The sequence below is a fragment of the Streptomyces sp. NPDC096311 genome (assembly GCF_044763085.1).
Classification (GTDB): domain Bacteria; phylum Actinomycetota; class Actinomycetes; order Streptomycetales; family Streptomycetaceae; genus Streptomyces.
In genome coordinates this window covers 188,010-207,436 of record NZ_JBIWFN010000017.1, presented here as the reverse complement: position 1 = coordinate 207,436, position 19,427 = coordinate 188,010, and the positions used below count along the sequence as shown (strand labels likewise).

The following is a 19,427-nucleotide window of genomic DNA, read 5'->3' as shown; positions in this document are numbered from 1 at the left end:
ACCGAAGACCACTGTCAAAGGCGGCCGAGACAAGAAGGAATCACACCATGACCATGGCTTACCTGGCCCAGCCCGACCAACAGCAGACACTTGAATGGCTGGACGGCAGCACGTTTTCCGTCCTCCTCGACGGCCAGGCCACGAACGGGCAACTCACCGTGGGAAGATTCGCGGTCGGCAAGGACGAGGCACCGCCCTTCCACATGCACACCCTCGAGGACGAGATCTTCATGCTGATCAAGGGCACCGCGCTGCTCTGGCTCGGCGAGGAACAAATGGAGCTCTCCGAAGGCGGCATCGTCTACTTGCCCAAGAACATTCCTCACGGATACCGCATCACCTCGGACACGGCCGACCTCCTCATGATCGCCACGCCCTCGGGCATCGAGGGACTGTTCCGGCACGCCGGGCGTGACATCACCACCCCTCGGCCCGAGGACTTCGCCATCACGCCCGAGAAGCTCGCCGAAGCATCGGAGCTCTACGGGCAGGTAGTGCTCGGCCCGCCGCGTTGACGTGCTGCCCGTGCACTGTGCCGACCGTCGGCAACAGACCGGTCGCCACCGCGCCACCGACGCCTGGCCCCACCGGGTGCGCTGCGCGCAGCCGGATCTCACGCCGCCCGCCACCTCCACGGGGCGGACGGCGAACGACCGCACCGGGATATGACGGAGCCGAGCAACGCATCCGCAAGCTGGAAATCTCGGATCGGCCCGACCCCGATTCATTCACTCACTTGGTCGCCCAACAGTCCTTTCGACCTCGGACACTGCGAACGCATTCCTCAAGTGACGAAACGGGAGAGATTGACAGTCCGGAGAAGCCCTCAGGGCGTGCGATCTCGGCACAGTACGGCGATGGTGCGACCAGCCGCGACCGCGGCGCCATCAACGCGGACGAGCGCGCCACGGGAGCGGTTCCCCCCTGAACAGAGAGCGACATCAACAAATGGTCACTCTCAAGGTATTATATTGGTCGACCAATAACTTGGGGTCGGATGACTCTTTGGTCTCCGGCCCCGGCCCCGTGCCGCCACACAGGAGGAGCAGCAACCGTGCCGCCAACGTCCGAGTCGATACAGCGGAGGGCCGATGCGGCCCCGACCGCCGTCGACACTCCGATGGGTGAGGCCCTCTTCCGCGCCGCTCGCATGCACCGGATGGTGGCCAGCAACCTGCTGCGCGAGACCGGCCTCTACCCGGGGCAGGAGCTTCTGATGATGCAGTTGTGGCAGCGCGGCGCGCAGCGCCAAGCGGACCTCATCAAGACCCTGGGCCTCGATCCGTCGACAGTCACCAAGATGCTGCAGCGCCTGGAACAGTCGGGCTTCGTCACCCGCAGGCCGTCCGACGAGGACCGTCGCGCTGTCGTCGTGGACGCGACCCGCGCCGGCCAAGCCCTGCGCGACCGGGTCCTGCAGGTATGGCGCGAATTGGAGACGATCACCGCGGACGGGTTCACGAGCGAGGAATACGACCAGGCCATGGGGATACTGGCCCGCATCGAGGCGAACCTCATGGACACATCATCCACCGACGGCGAAGACTCCCCGGGTATCCCGCCGCGCCTCTACTGACAGGCCCCGGCGACCCGACCCGGCCGCAGTCGCGCCGGCAAGACTTCAGGGGTGACGTTCTGAGGCTCCAGGCCTGCGCGACAATGCCTCATAGATGGATACATGCAACTCGGGTGGTGGGCATGCGCCTGCGGACCCACTTCCCCATGCTGGGGCACCCAAGGGCATCCGTCCTCCTGCTCGCCGGGGCACCTCCAAAAGAGGACCTGCCGCCGCCCGCCACGCTTGCGCGATGGCACGGCGAACTCGCCCTGAGGCACCAGGACGGCCACTGTATCGACCAGAGGGTGGTCGATACACCACAGAACGACAGACCAGGGCCACAGTAAGTGGCTGCTGGTCTCGGCCCTGACTGACACCCTCCTCCAGGACGAGGCCCCGGTGAGCTCGCGTGGGCGTTGACCACCCAGGCCAGGTTCGAGGCCGAGACGTCGCGGTCGGTCTGAATACATCGGGACGCGCTGCAGCCCGGAACGATCAGTCCCCGGCGGGCGCCGACTGCTCGGGAGTATCTCTGTGGGCCTGCTCGGAAGCCTGCTCGGGTGCGATCAGGCCGCGGAACACGGGGACGACGAGGCGCAGGACGTCCTCGACGTCCGCGGCTGCGAGATCCGGCATGCGCAGCAGGTGGCGCTGGCTGGCGATCCCCATCAGCATCGCGCTGGCCAGCGCGGCGCGCAGACGGGCATCACCGGCCGTGACGGTGGCGGCGATCGGCCCGACGGACTCGGCAGTGACGTGCGTCCGCAACAGCTCCGCGGCATCCTCACTGGTCATGCTGGCCCGCAGCAGCACGGCCATGGGGGTGTGCGGGTCGGCCGCCCACGCGTCGAGCATGCCGCGAAGGTAGTTCTCCACCGTCTCACCCGGGTCGTCGGTGGTGAGTTCGGCGATGGGAATGCTCCAGTGGACCGCCTCACGGAACAGGGCGTCCTTGCTGCCGAAGTACTGGATGACCGACGACTTGTCGACATCGGCCTCGGCCGCGATGGCCCGGATGGTGGCCCGCTCGTAGCCGACCTCGGCGAACTTCCGGCGAGCCGCCTCCAGAATGCGCCGCCGGGTGCGCTCGCCCTTGCGTGGACAATCCACTTCCCCCTCGGGAGTCTGCTTCCTCGGCCGTCCTCGCCCGGAGGGCCTCGACTGCGGCACTTCTTCCGTCACCTCGGCGGCAGCCACGCTGCGCCTCCTCTCCTCGCCCAACTCGATGCTACAAGCGGCATATCCCGTGGTGGGGGCGACGCCGACCCGTGGTCGAGGGCGACACCGACACAAAAATAGACATTCATTGATTTCCTTGACCCATCGTACGTACCCTCGACGCCGACCGTTCGAGATGAGCGGAAGCCGACACCCGGCCCCGCCCTACGGGGAATCCCCCGCGCCCACAAGCGCGTGCCAGGTGCCGCACAGGTCGGCCGCGGCATCGTGGCAACGAAGACTCCGGCCCAGGTCTCAGAGTGGGGTACTCCACTGGCCGGCACGGGCGCCCGAATGTCGCATCGGGCGCCCCGGCGGAGCCGCAGAGCGGATCCGACCCACGTCGCAAGTCCGCCGCCACCCCCAGCGGGTTCTTCGTTCCACCCGCCCGGTGTAGGTGAAGCCGTCGCGGCGGTAATTTATTGGTCGGCAAATTCTTTACAAGACGTCCTGAAATATAGCCTCTGATCAGTAGCAATGGATTGAGATCGGGTGCTTCCTCCATCTAATTTCCTCATCTCCATGGTCGGCCACCTATGGCATTGTTGGCTCCGAGAGCCGAACGCCCCCTCCTACCGAGACGGTTCCCGTGACGGCATCAGCCGCCTCGCCTGGGACAGGGACAGGGACAGGGACAGGGACAGATCAGTCCGCGCCCCAGCTTCTGAGCCCCCGCGAACGCACCGTCATCTTCGTCACCAATCGCCGGGCGCATGCTGCTGGCCTCGCTCGACCAGCCGATCGTCGGCACGGCGCTGCCGACGATCGTCGCGGATCTGGGCGGCGGCTCGCACATATCCTGGGTGGTGACCTCTTACCTGCTGGCTCAGACCGTCTCGACCGTGCTCGTCGGCAAGTTCGGCGACATGTACGGCCGTAAGACCGTCTTCGCCGTGTAGACGATCGTCTTCATCACGGGCTCGTTCTTCTGCGTAGCCCTTGGGAACGTCCTCTGCCGGGCCCCAGTGACCGACCGACTTGGGCGTCCAGGTCATCTGGCCGGGCTCGTCGAGAGCCCCGTAGGCGCCCGGTCCGCTGAAGTAGAAGATGAGTTCGTCGTAGTCGGCGTTGTGGTGCATCAGCGGACGGGCGCCGGGGCGCGCGCTGAGGTATACAGCAGCAGATCGCGGCTGCTGCTCTCGGCGAAGGAGCCCGGGGTCCGCCGTGCGGGAGGTAGGACTGCGGCTGGACGTCGGCGAGGTTGAGCTTCAACACGGGGATCCGTCCGCCGACAACCGCGACGAACGCAAGGGAGTCGCACCGCAGGCTGAACCGGGTTATGCCGTCGAAAGCCTTGACCAGGAGGTCAGTCTGGCCGGGCTCGTCCGAACTCAGACTGGGGTCGGGGCGTTGACGTCCCGCGCGAAGTTGATCATTCCGAACGGTGCCGGTGGCGCTGAGCCGAAGCTGTTCCGGGGTTTCCAGGATCACGCGAAGGGTCGGTGTCCTCACTGGCACGACGCGATACGTGACGGCTCGCGGCAGGCAGACGAAGTCTCCCGGTTCGGCGCGCAGGGTGCCGAAGTCGGTGACGTAGTCCAGTTCGCCGTCCTGTACGAAGTGCAGTTCGTCGTTCCCTGCGTTGCGCCAGACGAACGGCGTCGGCGCCGAGCGGGCTGAGGCCGCGAGGGAGAGGTCCTTGCGGCTTGTGGCGAAGACGGTCGGGAGAGCGGACTGGGTCGGTCCGGTCGGGCAGGTGGAGATCGAGGCGGTGGGGTGCGTGCCGGCCCTGCACTGAGGCGCAATCAACGATGAGGTACCGCCGTACGGTGACGCGCATGTCGCCGTTGAAGCCGTCCCGGCTCCACAGGTGAGCGTTCGGCGGTGGCCCGTGGTGTGCTCCAGGTCCGTTGTTCGTCATGGTGAGCTTCCCTCGGGTGAGCCTGCGGACTCCGGCTGAGCCAGCCTGATGAGCCCCCCGGAAATCGGCAGGGGTGGCGAGGCGGCGGCCGAGGGATTGGGCGGTCTTTAGATCGTGGGGAATTTTCTGACCGTCGACAGCTGCCGACCACGCACGCCAGATCGCTACCTTCGCTGCGGAAGTGGCGCCGCTGGTCCGTCAGATTCTTGCCTGGCCCTTTCAGGGATCAGGTTGATCCGCCCTTCGGTGACCAGCGGTCGGTTCCCAATAGGCTCTGGCAGGTGGCGCCTGCCACGCAAGAGTCTCGGCGATCTCCGCGATGAGGTTGGTCACCCGGATCGCCGCCGGTGTCTGGTGGGCAGACCGCCACACCATCGACCATTCGTATACCGGCACAGGCGCCACCAATGGGCGCACCACCAAATCCTCAGGGACCGGCATTTCCAGCGTTGCGACCGCTGGACGGCCATATGCCCGGATCGCCGCAAGAGTGCTGGCCTTGCCGTGTCCATGCACACGCTCGACGATGCGCAGCCCGAACTCAGCGCTGAGGGCATCGTTCCAGCGTTCCCACTCGGCTGCCTCTTTGGCCGTATGCAGCATGATCGGGTGTGCTGCGAGCCGGCTCAGCGGCACCTCCGTGAGCCCCGCCAGCGGATGATCCTTAGGCACCACGAGGCGCAGGCGCTCGCGCCGTACCACCTGGTGTTCCAGAGGTACGGGCAGTGGTTCCTGTAGACCACCGACCCAACCGAAGGCCACATCGAGCTCAGTCGCCAGCAGTCGGGGAACAGCGGCGGTGAGGCCGTGGTGCTGAGTGAACTCCAATGCCACCTGCGGAAGTTGGGCTCTCAGATGGGTCACCAGAGTCGACAGAGGCAGTCCCTCGGTGACCATGTCCACTCGGACGGCCGGGACCGCGTCGGCCAACTCCGACAGCAGGTCGTCGGCGTCGGAAAGGAGTTGCCGTCCATGCTCCACGAACAACGCACCAGCAGGGGTCAATTCCACGTGCCTACGGTCGCGTATGAAGAGCGCTATACCGAGCCGACGCTCAAGCCTGCCGACCTGAGCAGACAAGGCCTGTTGAGTGATGTGCAGACGCCCAGCCGCACGGCCGAAGTGCAACTCTTCAGCAATGCACACCACGTAACGCACCAGGCGCAGGTCCAGGTCCATGCAAGACAGGTAAACACACGGACTACTCGTAGGGCCCCGTCAGGTGGCGGGTCCATCGCGATCAAGGCATTCCTCCGGCATAGTCCATGTGGCCTCTGGTACACGGCAGTTCACCGCCCGTGAAAACTGGCAGCCGCGCGCTACAAGCTCCCCTCCTGCGCCCACGAGGCCGACAGAAAGCGCTGCTCCGACTCTGCCAATCACCACGGTTCGACAACTCCAGGTTGTCACTGCGGAGGCACAAGATGTTGGACCGGTAGGGCGAAGCACGCGTTTCATAACCATGCGTCCGCCGCTCGAAGTCGATGACACGAGGAAATCTTCCGTTCAGCCCGCCTGCTCAATCGAGTCAAGCAGATGAGGACATTTCCTACTTCAGCCACGAAATTAGCAAGCTACTCACATGTGACTCGACGACCTCGGCGCAAGCGACCAGGGACGCCCTCGGCCCAGTGCAAAACGACCGGCACACCACAGACGAGTTGGAGTACCAGGTGAGTGAAGACAACGTCGAACGCAACAAGCGCAACTTCCGACGGTTCCAGCAAGAGGTGGTAGTCGGCGGCGACATGTCCGTGGTACCGGAATTGATAGCGCCCCAGATGCGCCTTCTGCGAAGCGGAGACGACTCCTTCGTCCGTCTTGGCGGGGGCGAGGTTCCGCAGGAACGCGTCATCACACCGGATCAGTTCATCCGACGGTACGGCGAGGTCATAGGCAAGCCGAAGATCCACCGCCGCACGATCGAAGCGATCCACGGCGAAGGAGACGTCATCTGGGCTCGTTGGAAGATCGAGGAGGAGCACGACAGCGACCGCTACGGCGTTTCGCCCACGGGCAAGTTGCTGACGATCGACGAGGCCGCGATGGTTCGCTTCGACAGCCAGGGTCGGATGATCGAGGGTTGGTTCATGCAGGATCCCATCGAGGTGCTCAACCAGATCGGCGCCAAGGTGACCGTGGAACCGGGATCCGAGCAGTAGGGCGCCCCGGGCTACGGCGACCGCGCGTCGTCCGCGGCTACTTGCTCCGGCTCCGGTGGCGGCGTACACCGCAGGTTTGACGGCTTGTCAGGACGAGCTAATCCAGAGCGCCTTCCACGTGTGCTCGGCCCAGCCATCCATCGCCACCGGACGCTGAGAGACCGTGCGATCTCCTGCTTCCGAAAGCAACGGTTCACTCCTCCCACGTCGCCCTCCCCCACCGGTGGCCGGTCTGGATCGAGATTGGCCCGCCACTCGAACTCCGGGGCCTGCTCGACGCTCGACACAGTCACCGCGAGCAACGGCCTCCCGCCCAACCGCATTCGTCAACGAACCACCACTTGATACGAAAGGGAGGTTCCCATGACAGCCAGCTTCACACTGGACCGTACGGACTGGCAGATCCTCATCGACGGAACACGGACCAACAGCCAGAGCCAGCGGTGGTTCGAGGTGCAGGATCCCGCGACCGGTGAAGCGATCGCCCGGGTTCCGGATTGCACAGCGGGCGAGGTCGATGCCGCTGTACGGGCGGCACGGCGTGCATACGAGGGGGGCTGGCGGTACCGCAGCGCCAGGGAGCGCGGGCAACTCCTGTTCAGCGTTGCCGACGTGATCCGTCGGCACGCCGACGAGTTGGCCTGGCTGGAGACACGCGAGGTCGGCAAGCCTCTCCGGGACTCACGGAACTTCGACGTCGCCGTTTCCATTGCCTTGTTCGAGTACTTCGGTGGTCTCGCTGACAAGGTTGACGGGGAATTCCTCCTGCAAGGTCCAACGAATGCGCAGGTGGTTCCCGAGCCGTACGGCGTGGTGGGCGCGATCCTGCCCTTCAACTGGCCGCCGATTCACCTCGCAGGCAAGATCGCCCCCGCCCTGGCCACGGGCAACACGATCGTCCTCAAGCCCGGGGAGCAGGCACCGCTGGTCGCGCTGCGGATGATCGAGCTCATGCAGGAGGTGTTGCCGTCGGGCGTGGTCAATAGCGTCACCGGGAGAGCGGCGGGCCCCGCGCTCGCCGGCCATCCGATGGTCGGGAGGCTCACGTTCACGGGCGCTTCCGAGACGGGGAAGGCGGTGATGCGCAGCGCCGCGGACAACTTGACCATGGTGACGATGGAACTCGGCGGCAAGAACCCACTGATCGTGTTCGAGGACGCGGATCTGGACGACGCCCTGCGGGGAGCGATTGAAGGCATGTACTTCAACCAGGGCGAGGCGTGTACATCGACGTCACGGCTCCTGCTTCATGCTTCGGTCCATGACCGTTTCCTGGAGCGCTTCTGCGCCGCCACGGAGGGACTCCACGTAGGCGACGGCCTCGACGAGGCGACCGATATCGGGCCGATGGTCGACCGCGCCCAGCAGGAACGCGTACTGAGCTACATCGAGATCGGTCAGCAGGAAGGCGCCCGGGTCGCGGCGCGCGGCCGAGTTCCGGACGACCCGAAGTTCAGGAACGGATTCTGGGTAGCACCAACCGTCTTCACAGGCGTCACGGAGAAGATGCGGATCGCCCAGGAAGAGATTTTCGGGCCTGTGTGCTCAGTGATGCGGTTCGAGTCCTACGAGGAAGCCATCCGCATCGCGAACAGCACCGACTACGGTCTGACGGCCGCCGTCTACACGCGAGACCAGGAGCAGGCGAGCCGGGCAGCCCGTGACATCGAAGCGGGCATCGTGTTCGTCAACAACTACTTCCGCGGGTCGCTGCTCGGCTCGCCGTTCGGCGGTATGAAGGCCAGTGGTTTCGGCCGGGAGAACGCGAAGGAGGCGCTGCGGGAGTTCGTCCGGTCCAAGAACGTCCGGATGCCGTCGGGCTTCGGCCAAACGCCTGCTTGGGCGCCCGTCGACCGTCTCGTTCCGCGTCAAACCTCCGGTTCGCGTGACGGCGAGGGGAGCGGATCGTGAACATGCAGGCCATGGTGCTGAAGGAGTTCGGCGGGCGGCTCGTGCAGGAGACGGTGCCCGTGCCCCGGCCCGGGGTCGGCGAAGTCCTGGTGCGGGTCGTCGCGTGTGGCGCCGGCCTCACCCTGGAGAACGTACGCTCAGGGAACCTGGGTGGTTCGGCCCCGCGCATCATCGGGCACGAGCTCTCCGGCACGATCGCGGAGCTCGGCCCCGGTGTGCACGGCTGGCGCCAGGGCGACCGGGTGACCGCTTCCTTCTATCTCTTCTGCGGCTCTTGCGCCATGTGCGCTTCAGGCAGGGAAACGCACTGCCTGAATTTCAAGGGGTTCATCGGAGCGGCGGTGGACGGGGCATTCGCCGAGTACACCGTCCTCCCTGCCATCAATCTCGTCCGGATACCAGCGGCTGTACCACTCAGAGAAGGAGGGGTCATCGCGGACGCGGTCGCGACGACGTACCACGTGGCACGAGAACGGGCGAAGATCGTCCCAGGGCAGCGGGTCGCCGTGATCGGGGCCGGCGGCGGTGTCGGTATCCACATGGTGGCGATGGCGAAAGCCTTCGGCGCCCTCGTGATCGCGGTGGAGCGCGACAAAGAGAAGCTCGGGGCGCTCGAAGCAACCGGCGCTGACGCCGTCGTCGACTCCAACTCCGGCAGTTGGCGGGAGGACATCATCAACACTGCGGGCCGACCGCTGGACGCATGCATCGACTTGGTAGGTACTGCGAGCACGACCAGCGCGGTCACGACCCTCGGAGTCAACGGTAAGTTCATCGTGGTCGGGGTGCCGCCGAACATTCGCTCGTCGGTGACAGTTGATCCGCTGTTTCTGGTCAACCACGAGGTGGAAGTGACCGGGTCGCGGTACGCGACCCGTGCCGAGATCGATCACTCCCTGAGCTTGGTGGCCGAAGGGAAGGTCCCGACGGTCATCGGCGCTTCCTACCCGCTGGCCGCTGCCGAGGAGGCTCTGGAGGCGATACGGGCCAACAAGGTGTTCGGCCGCGTCATCATCGATGTCGCGACCGAATCGCCCAGCGATGCGCGATAAGCGCAGCCCGCTCCCCGGACACTGTCGCCCAAGCCGATGGCGTCCGGGGGAGCGGGCGCCGAGTACACCCAGCCGCACGATCGACAATGCGTCGCCAACACGCGGGCCGCTACAGAGGAACACGGCACCGGGCCGCAGCCCTCGGTCCTGTCACACCGTCGAGAGCGCGTCGTCGACGGCCGCATGAGTGCGACGAAGACCCGGTGCCGCGCCGACGACGAGGAGCATGAGGGCGAGCGCCAGGCGCCGTGTCCATGTCGTCAGCCACGGATAAGGGGATTCGCCAGGGACAACACACCACCAAGAGCCCGGCTCAAGCGAGACGCCGAGCGAGGTTGAGGAGGACCGCGTTGACGGCGGGGCACGTCCCCGCCGTCAACGCGGTCCTCGATGTGCTCACCGGCGCAGCCGGGTCACCAGTGCCTGGATCTCCGCGCGCCGCGCCCACGCGATGACAGCCATGAGCACCGCGAGCACGGCCGGGGCCGGCGCCATGCTGGGCTCGTCGAGCACGAACAGCTGGGTGACCACCGCGCCGAGGAGCACGCCGCTCAGCCCGAGCGCGGCGAGCCCGGCGAGAACGGGAATCACCAGCCCGATCACGCCGGCCAGCTCCACTGCCCCGACGAAGTACCGGAACCATTGTCCGGCACCGAGGTCATCGAACATCTCCACCATGTCGCTGTCTCCGAGCAGCTTCGGCCCGGCAGCCATGATGAGCAGGAATACGGCGAGGATCCCTTGCACGACCCACAACGTGACAGCTCGGGTCCGGGATGGGGTGGCGATGGGTTGTGTGGTCATTTCAGAATTTCCTGTCTAAGAGTGGCATCGCGTGATCGGTGGCGGTCTCGATCCCATCCGCTGTGATCGGCAGCCACTACCGGGTGGGTGGATCTCCGGCGGACGGCCGTCGGATCCGCGCCCGGGATGAATCAGGCGGCAGCGCGGTCGGAGGGCTGGCGGCGGCGCAGCATGGCACGCTGGATGGCGGGCGGGTCGTAAGCCATGTCGAGCCGACCAACGTTGGTGCCGGGCGGCACGATGGCGTCGATCTGGTCGAGGAGCTCGTCGGAGAGGGCGGTCTCGGCGCCGGCGAGCAGGTCGTCGAGGTGGGCCATGGTGCGCGGTCCGATGATCGCGGACGTGACACCGGAGTGAGCGATCGTGAAGGCCATGGCCATGTGCGTCATCGACATGCCCGCCTTCTCAGCGAGGGGGATGAGCTGCTCGACGGCGTCGAGGCGACGCTCGTCACTCAGGTGCCTGAAGCCGAACCCACTCCGGTGAGTGGTGTTCTCCTGACCCTTGCGATAGCGGCCCGTGAGCATGCCTCCGGCCAGCGGGCTCCACACCAGCGTGCCCATCCCGTAGCGCTCGCAGACAGGCAGGACCTCACGCTCGATGGCGCGGTCAAGTATCGAGTAGTTCGGCTGCTCGGTGCGGAACCGGTGCAGGCCGTGACGATCTGCCGCCCACTGCGCCTCGACGATGTCTGTGGCGGTGAAGGAGGAGGTGCCGATGGCCCGGACCTTCCCGGCGCGCACCAGGTCGGTGAGGGCGGAGAGGGTCTCCTCGATGTCGGTGTCCGGCGACGGCCGGTGGAGCTGAAGTACGTCGACGTGGTCCGTCTGCAGTCGGCGCAGCGAGTCCTCCAGGGCGCGGATCAGCCAACGCCGCGAATTGCCCTGCTGGTTGGGGTCGTCCCCCATGGGGCGGTGGGCTTTGGTGGCGAGCACGACGTTGTCCCGACGGCCCTTGAGCGCCTTGCCGACGATCTCTTCGGACTCACCACGTCCGTAGACGTCGGCGGTGTCGACGAAGTTGATCCCCGCGTCCAGCGCCTTGTGGATGATGCGGACGGAATCATCGTGGTCGGGATTGCCCTGGGCACCGAACATCATCGCGCCCAGGCAGTAGGGACTGACCTTGATGCCGGTTCGACCCAGCGTGCGGTACTGCATGGCTCTCCTCGTGTGGGCTACTGGTCCGGCACCCCGCTATGGTAAAAACGGAACACCGTTCAATGTTGAGAATATGGAACATCGTTCCAGATTGCAAGAGGTTCGCTTTCATGCCCGATCGCCCCGCCGAGGAGCCACCCACCGGCCGCCGTGTACGACCTGACGTGCAGCGCAGCCTGCACGCCCTGCTGACGGCAGCTGCCGAGGTCTTCGCAACAGATGGCGTGGACGCCCCCGTGCGTCGCATCACCACCAAGGCGGGGGTGGGCGCCGGCACGCTCTACCGCCATTTCCCGCAGCGCTCGGACCTCATCACCGCCGTCTTCCGCCGAGAGATCGACGCGTGCGCCGACGCGGCTCCCGCCCTGGCGGAGGAGTACCAGCCGGTCGAAGCCCTCGAGCGGTGGTTGCGGCGCTTCGCACAGTTCCTCGTCACCAAGCGCGGGCTCAAAGCCGCGCTGCACTCCAGCGAACCCGCCACCTACGAGAGCCTGCCCGTCTACTTCCAGGACCGCCTTGTCCCCGCCATCACGAACCTGGTCGACGCCGCCGCCAAGTCCGGGGGGATCCGCTCCGACGTCGTCCCGTACGACCTACTGCGAGCCATGAGCGACCTCGTAGCTCCCGACGACCCCGACTACACCGAACGCGTGATCACCCTGCTCGCCGACGGACTTCGCTACGGGGCAGACGGAGCGGACGGGGCAGGCGCAGATTTCAACGAGCGTTGAGTTCTGCGTGTTACGGTCCATTCGGATGGACGCCTACCTGGGCGGACCGGCCGATGCGTAGGGCTCTTGGTGTGGCGGAGTCGGCCGGCCAGGTACCCACTCACCCACCCCCTCAGCCTCTCGACCGCAAAGGAATACCTCCATGCGCATCGACACGCACGCCCACGTGTACCCCAGCGACTACCTCGACTACCTGGACAGCTGCGGCGTCACCACCACCGGTAGCCACCGCGGCCTTGGAGCCGACGACACCGACAAGGAACTCGAGGCCCGGTTCGCCCTGATGGCCCGGGCCGGCGTGGACCGACAGGTGCTCTCCGCCTCCCCGTTGACCGGGGCGCTGCCGGACGCCGCCCAGGCCGCGCGGGCCGCGCAGATGATCAACGATCGATACATAGGCCTCGTCGACCGGTTCCACGACCGCTTCCTGGCCTTCGCCGCTCTGCCGCTGCCCCACGTGGACGCCGCCCTGGCTGAAGTTGATCGCGTCCTGGGTGCTCCGGGCGTCGTCGGCGTGGCTGTGACCACCACGGCGGCAGGCAGGGCGCTGACGGACCCGACTTTTGCGCCGGTGTGGGAGGAACTGAACCACCGCGGCACCGTCGTGTACGTCCACCCGGCGGGTGTCGGCGCGGGCTCCCCGCACATCACCGACCACCACCTCACCTGGATGGTCGGCGCGCCCACCGAGGACACGGTCGCCGCCGCTCAGTTCATCACCAGTGGGGTCACGACCCGTTACCCCCGCCTGCGCATCCTCAACTCCCACCTCGGCGGTGCGCTGCCCGTGCTGCTGGAGCGGTGGGACCACCTCGCGCACGTGGAGGCGCCCGACGCACCCGTCCCGCCGAGCCAGGCCGCTCGCCAGATGTGGTACGACACGGTCGCTCACGGCTCCCAGGCGGCATTGCACGCCGCGGTTCAAGCAGTTGGCGCGGATCGACTCGTCCTCGGGAGTGACTTCCCCTACCAGGCAGGAGAGCACTACCTCGACAGCGTCAGCTACATCGAGCGGTCCGGTCTCGCCGCGCAGGACACCGACAGAATCCTCGCAGGCAACGCCGAGGCCCTCCTGGGCTTGGTATGACCACCGCGGACTCGAGGGCTGAGACTTCGACAGGGCAAGCGATCGTGACCGACGAACAAGAAGTGACCCACACGCCCAACAGGGCGCCGACTCCGCCGCGCTGGCCGCGGCTGCTGTTCCGGATCGTCATCACTGGTGAAGCGCTGCTCGCGCTTGACCAGGCGGCGCTCGCGGGCGGATTCCTCTCCGGCAACTACAGTGCGCTGGGCATGCATGCCGCCGGCGCCGCCGCCACCGCTCTGGCGGCCGTCCTGCTGACGATCACCGCCGTGCTGCTGTGGCGGCCGGGACGTGGTCCCGGATGGCCGGCGGTGGCCAGCGCAGTGCTGTTCACCGCGGAGGGGGTGGAGATCGGCCTCGGTTACGGTCGCGTGCTCGCCCTTCACGTGCCACTGGGCACGGCGATCATCGCGAGTGCGCTGCTCATGCTGGTCTGGGCCTGGCGCCCGGTGCGGCAATCGTCCGAGGAGCAGGCGTGAACCGACGACGTTTCCTCGCGGCGGCGGCGGGCACGGCTGTGGGCTCGGGGGCGATCGCCGCCGGTGTCCCGGCCGCCTGGCGTGCGTTCGGCCACGGCCAACCCGGCCTCCTGCTGACCAGCACCGCGCCGCTGCCACGCCCGTACCAGGTGCCGCTGCCCGTACCTTCGATCCTGCGGCCTGCCCACACCGACGCCGTGGCCGATTCCTACGAGATCACGCAGCGCATCGCTCACCTGTCGATTCTGCCCGGGTTGCGGACCGAGGCATGGACGTACGCGGGTAGCTTCCCCGGCCCGACGATCGTCTCTCGCTCAGGTCGTCGGACCATCGTGCACCATCGCAACGAGTTGCCGCAGCCGACGGTGGTTCACCTTCACGGCGGGCATACGCCGCACGACAGCGACGGCTATCCGACCGATCTGATCCTGCCGGTCGGCGCGCGGAGATCGACAACCTCGACGGGAGGGATGCAGGGGGCCCACAACGAGGACGCCACGGCTGTGGTTTCGGAAGGGACGCGCACGTACAGCTATCCGCTGGACCAGCGGGCGGCGACGCTCTGGTATCACGATCACCGCATGGGCTTCACCGGGCCCGGCGTCTGGCGTGGCCTGGCGGGTTTCCACGTCATCCATGACGACGAGGAGGATGCCCTGCCGCTGCCTCGCCACGACCGTGACATCCCCCTGATGATCTGCGACCGCTCCTTCGCCGCGGACGGCTCGTTCGCCTACCCCTCCCTCGACCCGTACCTCGGGAGTCAGCCCGGGGTGACCGAGCGGTACATGAACGGCGTACTCGGCGACGTCATCCTGGTCAACGGTGCCCCCTGGCCCGTTCTGGACGTCGCCCGGCAGCGCTACCGCCTGCGCCTGCTGAATGCCTCCAACGCCCGTCGCTACCGGTTGGAGTTGGATCCCCAGCCGCCCGGCGGAGACGCCTTGGTTCAGATCGGCGGCGACGGAGGGTTGCTGGAACGGCCGGTAGCCCACGACCGGTTGGACATGGCCTCGGCCGAACGCTTCGACATCGTCGTCGACTTCGGCCGCTACCGCCCCGGCACACGGGTCCGCTTGGTGAACAGGCTCGGTTCCGGCACCACCGCCGAGGTGATGCGCTTCGATGTCTCCCCCACCGCCCGCACACCCGCGGACGACACCGCAGTGCCCGACCAGCTGTCCACCATCGGGCGGCTCGATCCGGCCCGGGCGACGGCCACCCGAACCTTCACTTTCGCGCGCGGCTCGCGTGAGGCCGGCTGGACGATCAACGGCCAGGACTACATGCCGGGGCGCGATCTGGCGACGCCGCGCCTGGGGACGACTGAGGTGTGGCGGTTCATCAGCGACTTCCACCACCCTGTCCACGTCCACCTCGACCCCTTCCAGGTCCTGGCCCGCGACGGCCGGGAACCTGGGCCCTACGACGCAGGCTGGAAGGACACCGTGGACCTGTTGCCCGCGCAAGCGGTTGAGGTGGCGATCCGCTTCACGGACTATGCGGGGCGGTTCCTGCTGCACTGCCACAACCTCGAGCACGAGGACATGGCGATGATGGCCGACTTCACTACCCGGTAACGGCGCTTGGCGAAGCCTGCAGAGCGGTCCGCCCGGCTCTGGTTCGCTCCATGCGGTGGGATCCGTCCCGGCCGGCGGGCGCGCCGAGCCATCGGCGGCGATCGGTGCCGCGGACCTGGCGGGTCGCCAATTCTTGTCCCCCTCAGCCTCGATGGGGGTCCTCACACGGCGCCAGAGCCATTTTCACAACAGGCGTTGTTTTTTTCAATCGGCGGTCATACAGTCCTGTACGTCGGCCATGGACGGAGGAGAAATGTCCTGCGAACTGCTTGGCAACAACGACCGCGCTGAGGTCCAGCGCGCGCCCCAGCTCGGCTAGTCGGGCCGACCATGTCCTTCGACAACCGCTTCTCGCTCTACAAGCTGGAAGTCTTCTGCTGCGTCGTGGAGGCCAGCGGCGTCGGCCGCGCGGCCGAGCGCCTGTTTGTGACGCAGCCCGTGGTGAGCGCGCACCTTCGTTCGCTCCAGGAGCACCTGGGCGTACGGCTCTTCGAGCGTGAGGGCCGAGGAGTCCGATTGACGAAGGCCGGCAGTGCCGCCTACGACTGGGCCCGTGAGATGCTGTCGCGCACCCACCAGATCTCGCGTGAACTCGAGGATCTCGAAGCGGGGCTGAAGGAGTCATTGATCGTGGTCGCCGGACCTTCTCTGGCAGGCTACGTGCTGCCACCGATCGTCTGCCGACTGCGGGTGCAACACCCGGACATCCGAATCGCGTTGCGTGTCGCCGAACCGGCGCAGGCGCTCACAGCCGTCCGGTCGGGGGACGCCGACGTGGCGGTGGTGATGTGCCTGTCCCCCGCCGATCTGGATGGCCTCGACGTCGAGTCGATCGGTCGCGAGGAGCTCGCCTTGGTGGCCCAGCCGGATCATCCGCGCGCGGGATCCATGATCTCGCCGGGCGAGATGGGCGACCTCGACCTCATCACGTCGTGCAGCGACCAACCGACCGAAGACCTCCTTGCCGGCGCACTCGCAGCGGTCGGCTATCCGATGCCGGTTGCAACCACGGACCTCGGCCACCCGGAGGCGATCAAGCTTGCGGTCCGTGAAGGCTGCGGCGCGGCGCTGCTGATGCGCAGCGCCGTGGACCGCGACCTGGCCGTCGGCGACCTGTGTGAGATCACGCTCTCCCACACACCCACCGTCCCGGTCTACGCCACCCGCCGTGCCGGGCGTGAACGATCGTGGTTGCACGTCGACTTCGTCGAGGAGGCGCTCGCCCGCAGGACGCATAGCGCGCCAGGTGCAGGCCCGATAGAGCAGGTGGACGAAGGCACGGCGCCGTTGCCGAGTGCCGCCTGACGGCGGCGCCGCACCCACACAGCCTCCTCCGAAACGGGCTACCCGCGCACAACCGGGAGCAAGAGATGCGAGGGCGAGACGGCGTCATGGTGGACCGTGTCCACCCCTGCCTTCACTCCGTAGAAGTGGGTGAAGATGCCCTCCGTCATCGGTGAGTCGCCGTTGGCCAGTTCCAGACGGATGCGATGCCCCCGCCGGAACACGTGGCCGATCGGGAGGACCTCGACCTCGAAGCGATAGACCTCGCCCGGCTCCAACGGCTGCGGATCACGGTGCGTGTGGAACGGGCGCAGGTCGGTCGAGCGTTCCGGGTCGACCGCCCGATGGGAGGCCTTCAGCCAGCCACGGGTGAGGACCTGCCCTGGTGGGGCGGCTCCCTCGGGCCGCGGTGTGCCATCGGGCTCCTGGTCGGTCAGCCGGACGATGAAGTCGGTGTCGGACTGATCCGACGAGGCGTACAACACGAGCTTGACCGGCCCAATAACCATGACGTCCTCGTCGAGCGGCGCCGAGGTGAAGGTGAGGATGCGGGCCACCTGGTTGGGCACTCCGCTAGGGTTGACCAGCGTCGTCCCCACGTGCCACTCCGCCTGCGGGTAGTGGTAACTCGTGCTCGGCAGACTGCCCTCGGGCGGTGTTGTGCTCAGCCCGCCGTCGTTGAGCGACTCGACCACGTCTGACGGGCCCGGCGTCAGGTAGTACGGCACGCACTCCACGCCCGGCGGCGGCCACCGGTCGAACGCCCGCTCCTCGTCGGTCCCCGAGACGTGCAGGCGCACCGCGGGCCCGGTCATGATCCCGCTGTCCTTGTCCCTGAGCCAGTGGTCGTACCACGGCAGCAGGAGTCGCTCGTGGAACTCCGTGGACTCGTAGTCGGTCAGGGCCTTGGCGACGTTGAGCTGTGACGGCCGCGCGCCCGCCTCGACGTAGAGGCGCTTGGGGCTCGTCACCAACTCGAAGCCGAGGATGTTGCCGCGCAGGTGTCGCGCGTGCTTGCCCCAGTTGCCGATCGAGAAGACCGGGACGTCGATCCGGTCCATGCGCCAGTACGCCGAGCGCTCACGCCAGAAGTCGTCGTCGGTGGGGTGCTCGAGCAGTTCGCGGTCGACGTCGCCGAGCTTGGCAAGGCCGTCGGCACCGCGCGGCCCCATCGCGTGCATGGCGCGCACGGCGAAACTCCACAGGGTGATGAAGCCGCTGCTGGGGATGCCGCCGTGGAAGGCCGCTTCGCGGTACTCGTCGATGGACGCGTCGTACGGCGCAATGCACGCCAGGTGCGGTGGACGCTGGATCGCCGCCAGCCACTGGAGCATGGCGAAGTACGACTGGCCGATCATCCCGACCCTGCCCGTCGACCAGGGCTGCTCGGCGGCCCACTCGACCAGGTCGTACAGGTCGCGCTGCTCCGTCGCGCCGAGCACCTCCCAGCGTCCGTCCGACTTTCCCGTCCCGCGGACGTCGGCAAGAACGTAGACGTAGCCCTGCTGGACGTACCACTCGATCGGCCCCGTCTCGCGCGTCGGGTACGTCGGTACGGCGGGGAGGCCGGCGAGGTCCTTCTGGTACGGGGAGACCGCGAGCAGTACGGGGTGACGCTCCTGTGCGGCGCCCTCGGGACGGTAGACGTCGGCGCACAGGTGCACGCCGTCACGCATCGGCACCCGTACGTCGCGGTCGACCGCCACGCCGTCGACCTTCGGGCGGTGGAACTCCGGACGCTCGCCCATGGCTACCACGCGCCGGCCACCGGGACGTCGCGATGCCGGATGTGCCGCGCGACTTCGGTCCGGATCCGGACGAAGTCGTCGTGCCCCTTGGTGACGATCTGGTCGCGCGGGCGAGGAAGGGGAACCGCGATCTCCTCCAGGATCCGGCTCGGCGGGCTGGAGAGCACGAGCACTCGGTCCGCGAGGTAGACGCTCTCGTCGATGTCGTGCGTGATGAACAGGATCGTCATACCGTACGTCTCGTGGACGCGCAGGACCAGGTCCTCGAGGTCCTCCCGGGTCTGCGCGTCGACGGAGGCGAACGGCTCGTCCATCAGTAGCAGACTGGGCCGGTAGGCGAGCGCTCTGGCGATGGCGACCCGCTGCTGCATGCCGCCGGACAGCTGCCACGGGTATTTCTGCGCCGCCGAGGTGAGCCCGACCGCCTCCAACGCGTCGCGCGCCCGTCCGTCCCGTTCGGCGCGATCGATGCCGCGGTAGCGCAGCGGGAAGACGACGTTGGACTCGACCGTGAGCCAGGGGAACAGCGATTCGGTGTAGTTCTGGAACACCATCGCGAGCCCCTCCGGGACGGACGTGACCGGTTCTCCGAGCAGTTCGACGGTGCCACCGGTCGGCGGCATCAGGCCGGAGATGCAGTGCAGCATGGTGGTCTTGCCCGAACCCGACGGTCCGACAATCGAGACGAGTTCTCCCTTCGTCACCGAGAAGCTGATGTCGGCGATGGCCTCGTGTGACGAGGTGCGCGACCTGTACGTGTGCTGCAGCGAGTCGACCGTGAGCATTGCGGGT

17 protein-coding genes and 1 pseudogene are annotated in these 19,427 nt (G+C 67.1%); 12 read left to right on the top strand and 6 right to left on the bottom strand.

Going from position 1 to position 19,427, the window contains the following annotated elements; genetic code table 11:
- Nucleotides 1–47: 47 nt before the first annotated feature.
- Entirely contained in the window at nucleotides 48–515 is a 468-nt protein-coding gene (locus ACIRA5_RS36780) for a cupin domain-containing protein (RefSeq protein WP_403698430.1), read from the top strand.
- 539 nt (nucleotides 516–1,054) lie between these two features.
- Complete coding sequence (locus ACIRA5_RS36775) at nucleotides 1,055–1,576, top strand: MarR family winged helix-turn-helix transcriptional regulator (protein ID WP_403698429.1); 522 nt, start codon at nucleotides 1,055–1,057, stop codon at nucleotides 1,574–1,576.
- Nucleotides 1,577–2,053: 477 nt separating this feature from the next.
- On the opposite strand, the gene ACIRA5_RS36770 is transcribed toward ACIRA5_RS36775, so the two are convergent.
- A complete protein-coding gene (locus ACIRA5_RS36770; protein ID WP_403698427.1) occupies nucleotides 2,054–2,755 on the bottom strand; it encodes a TetR/AcrR family transcriptional regulator in 702 nt (233 codons plus the stop codon).
- A 685-nt stretch (nucleotides 2,756–3,440) separates the two neighbouring features.
- On the opposite strand from ACIRA5_RS36770, the pseudogene ACIRA5_RS36765 reads away from it, so the two are divergent.
- Both ACIRA5_RS36765 and ACIRA5_RS36760 read left to right on the top strand, forming a co-directional pair.
- A pseudogene (locus ACIRA5_RS36765) lies at nucleotides 3,441–3,672 on the top strand (MFS transporter); the annotation flags it as partial.
- A gap of 268 nt (nucleotides 3,673–3,940) precedes the next feature.
- Nucleotides 3,941–4,396, top strand: coding sequence for a hypothetical protein (locus ACIRA5_RS36760; RefSeq protein WP_403698425.1), 456 nt, complete (start codon nucleotides 3,941–3,943; stop codon nucleotides 4,394–4,396).
- 460 nt (nucleotides 4,397–4,856) lie between these two features.
- On the opposite strand, the gene ACIRA5_RS36755 is transcribed toward ACIRA5_RS36760, so the two are convergent.
- Nucleotides 4,857–5,816, bottom strand: a complete 960-nt coding sequence (locus ACIRA5_RS36755; protein ID WP_403698423.1) for a LysR family transcriptional regulator — start codon at nucleotides 5,814–5,816, stop codon at nucleotides 4,857–4,859.
- 494 nt (nucleotides 5,817–6,310) lie between these two features.
- Here ACIRA5_RS36755 and ACIRA5_RS36750 point away from each other — a divergent pair, with 494 nt between their 5' ends.
- The 3 genes from ACIRA5_RS36750 (at nucleotide 6,311) to ACIRA5_RS36740 (ending at nucleotide 9,762) form a co-directional block, all read left to right on the top strand.
- Nucleotides 6,311–6,799, top strand: a complete 489-nt coding sequence (locus ACIRA5_RS36750) for an ester cyclase (RefSeq protein ID WP_403698421.1) — start codon at nucleotides 6,311–6,313, stop codon at nucleotides 6,797–6,799.
- Nucleotides 6,800–7,162: 363 nt separating this feature from the next.
- Nucleotides 7,163–8,710, top strand: coding sequence for an aldehyde dehydrogenase family protein (locus tag ACIRA5_RS36745; protein WP_403698419.1), 1,548 nt, complete (start codon nucleotides 7,163–7,165; stop codon nucleotides 8,708–8,710).
- 11 nt (nucleotides 8,711–8,721) lie between these two features.
- The gene (locus ACIRA5_RS36740; protein ID WP_403698417.1) at nucleotides 8,722–9,762 is read left to right on the top strand and encodes an alcohol dehydrogenase catalytic domain-containing protein; all 1,041 of its coding nucleotides are present in this window, start codon (nucleotides 8,722–8,724) and stop codon (nucleotides 9,760–9,762) included.
- Between the two features lie 396 nt (nucleotides 9,763–10,158).
- On the opposite strand, the gene ACIRA5_RS36735 is transcribed toward ACIRA5_RS36740, so the two are convergent.
- Nucleotides 10,159–10,509 carry a DoxX family protein gene (locus ACIRA5_RS36735; RefSeq protein ID WP_403698415.1) on the bottom strand — a complete coding sequence of 117 codons (351 nt, stop codon included), beginning with the start codon at nucleotides 10,507–10,509 and terminating at the stop codon, nucleotides 10,159–10,161.
- 188 nt (nucleotides 10,510–10,697) lie between these two features.
- Nucleotides 10,698–11,726: an aldo/keto reductase gene (locus ACIRA5_RS36730; RefSeq protein WP_403698413.1), complete on the bottom strand. Its 1,029-nt coding sequence runs from the start codon at nucleotides 11,724–11,726 to the stop codon at nucleotides 10,698–10,700.
- 110 nt (nucleotides 11,727–11,836) lie between these two features.
- Between ACIRA5_RS36730 and ACIRA5_RS36725 the strand changes: the two genes are divergently transcribed.
- The 5 genes from ACIRA5_RS36725 (at nucleotide 11,837) to ACIRA5_RS36705 (ending at nucleotide 16,908) form a co-directional block, all read left to right on the top strand.
- On the top strand, nucleotides 11,837–12,457 hold the full coding sequence (locus tag ACIRA5_RS36725) for a TetR/AcrR family transcriptional regulator (RefSeq protein WP_403698412.1): 621 nt from the start codon (nucleotides 11,837–11,839) through the stop codon (nucleotides 12,455–12,457).
- Between the two features lie 142 nt (nucleotides 12,458–12,599).
- On the top strand, nucleotides 12,600–13,544 hold the full coding sequence (locus ACIRA5_RS36720; protein WP_403698410.1) for an amidohydrolase family protein: 945 nt from the start codon (nucleotides 12,600–12,602) through the stop codon (nucleotides 13,542–13,544).
- Between the two features lie 44 nt (nucleotides 13,545–13,588).
- A complete protein-coding gene (locus tag ACIRA5_RS36715) occupies nucleotides 13,589–14,023 on the top strand; it encodes a hypothetical protein (RefSeq protein ID WP_403698409.1) in 435 nt (144 codons plus the stop codon).
- Complete coding sequence (locus ACIRA5_RS36710) at nucleotides 14,020–15,603, top strand: multicopper oxidase family protein (protein WP_403698407.1); 1,584 nt, start codon at nucleotides 14,020–14,022, stop codon at nucleotides 15,601–15,603. The genes ACIRA5_RS36715 and ACIRA5_RS36710 overlap by 4 nt, the downstream gene beginning before the upstream one ends.
- Nucleotides 15,604–15,933: 330 nt before the next feature.
- Nucleotides 15,934–16,908: a LysR family transcriptional regulator gene (locus tag ACIRA5_RS36705; protein ID WP_403698405.1), complete on the top strand. Its 975-nt coding sequence runs from the start codon at nucleotides 15,934–15,936 to the stop codon at nucleotides 16,906–16,908.
- A gap of 38 nt (nucleotides 16,909–16,946) precedes the next feature.
- On the opposite strand, the gene ACIRA5_RS36700 is transcribed toward ACIRA5_RS36705, so the two are convergent.
- Together ACIRA5_RS36700 and ACIRA5_RS36695 are read right to left on the bottom strand one after the other, a co-directional pair.
- On the bottom strand, nucleotides 16,947–18,635 hold the full coding sequence (locus tag ACIRA5_RS36700; RefSeq protein WP_403698403.1) for a CocE/NonD family hydrolase: 1,689 nt from the start codon (nucleotides 18,633–18,635) through the stop codon (nucleotides 16,947–16,949).
- Nucleotides 18,636–18,637: 2 nt separating this feature from the next.
- The gene (locus tag ACIRA5_RS36695; RefSeq protein WP_403698401.1) at nucleotides 18,638–19,420 is read right to left on the bottom strand and encodes an ABC transporter ATP-binding protein; all 783 of its coding nucleotides are present in this window, start codon (nucleotides 19,418–19,420) and stop codon (nucleotides 18,638–18,640) included.
- Nucleotides 19,421–19,427 lie beyond the last annotated feature (7 nt).

What these genes read in the sequence shown, in the direction of transcription:
- ACIRA5_RS36780 (WP_403698430.1), top strand. Translation starts at nt 48, where the DNA reads ATGACCATGGCTTACCTGGCCCAGCCCGACCAACAGCAGACACTTGAA.
- ACIRA5_RS36755 (WP_403698423.1), bottom strand. Translation starts at nt 5,816, where the DNA reads ATGGACCTGGACCTGCGCCTGGTGCGTTACGTGGTGTGCATTGCTGAA.
- ACIRA5_RS36745 (WP_403698419.1), top strand. Translation starts at nt 7,163, where the DNA reads ATGACAGCCAGCTTCACACTGGACCGTACGGACTGGCAGATCCTCATC.
- ACIRA5_RS36740 (WP_403698417.1), top strand. Translation starts at nt 8,722, where the DNA reads ATGGTGCTGAAGGAGTTCGGCGGGCGGCTCGTGCAGGAGACGGTGCCC.
- ACIRA5_RS36730 (WP_403698413.1), bottom strand. Translation starts at nt 11,726, where the DNA reads ATGCAGTACCGCACGCTGGGTCGAACCGGCATCAAGGTCAGTCCCTAC.
- ACIRA5_RS36725 (WP_403698412.1), top strand. Translation starts at nt 11,837, where the DNA reads ATGCCCGATCGCCCCGCCGAGGAGCCACCCACCGGCCGCCGTGTACGA.
- ACIRA5_RS36720 (WP_403698410.1), top strand. Translation starts at nt 12,600, where the DNA reads ATGCGCATCGACACGCACGCCCACGTGTACCCCAGCGACTACCTCGAC.
- ACIRA5_RS36705 (WP_403698405.1), top strand. Translation starts at nt 15,934, where the DNA reads ATGTCCTTCGACAACCGCTTCTCGCTCTACAAGCTGGAAGTCTTCTGC.
- ACIRA5_RS36700 (WP_403698403.1), bottom strand. Translation starts at nt 18,635, where the DNA reads ATGGGCGAGCGTCCGGAGTTCCACCGCCCGAAGGTCGACGGCGTGGCG.
- ACIRA5_RS36695 (WP_403698401.1), bottom strand. Translation starts at nt 19,420, where the DNA reads ATGCTCACGGTCGACTCGCTGCAGCACACGTACAGGTCGCGCACCTCG.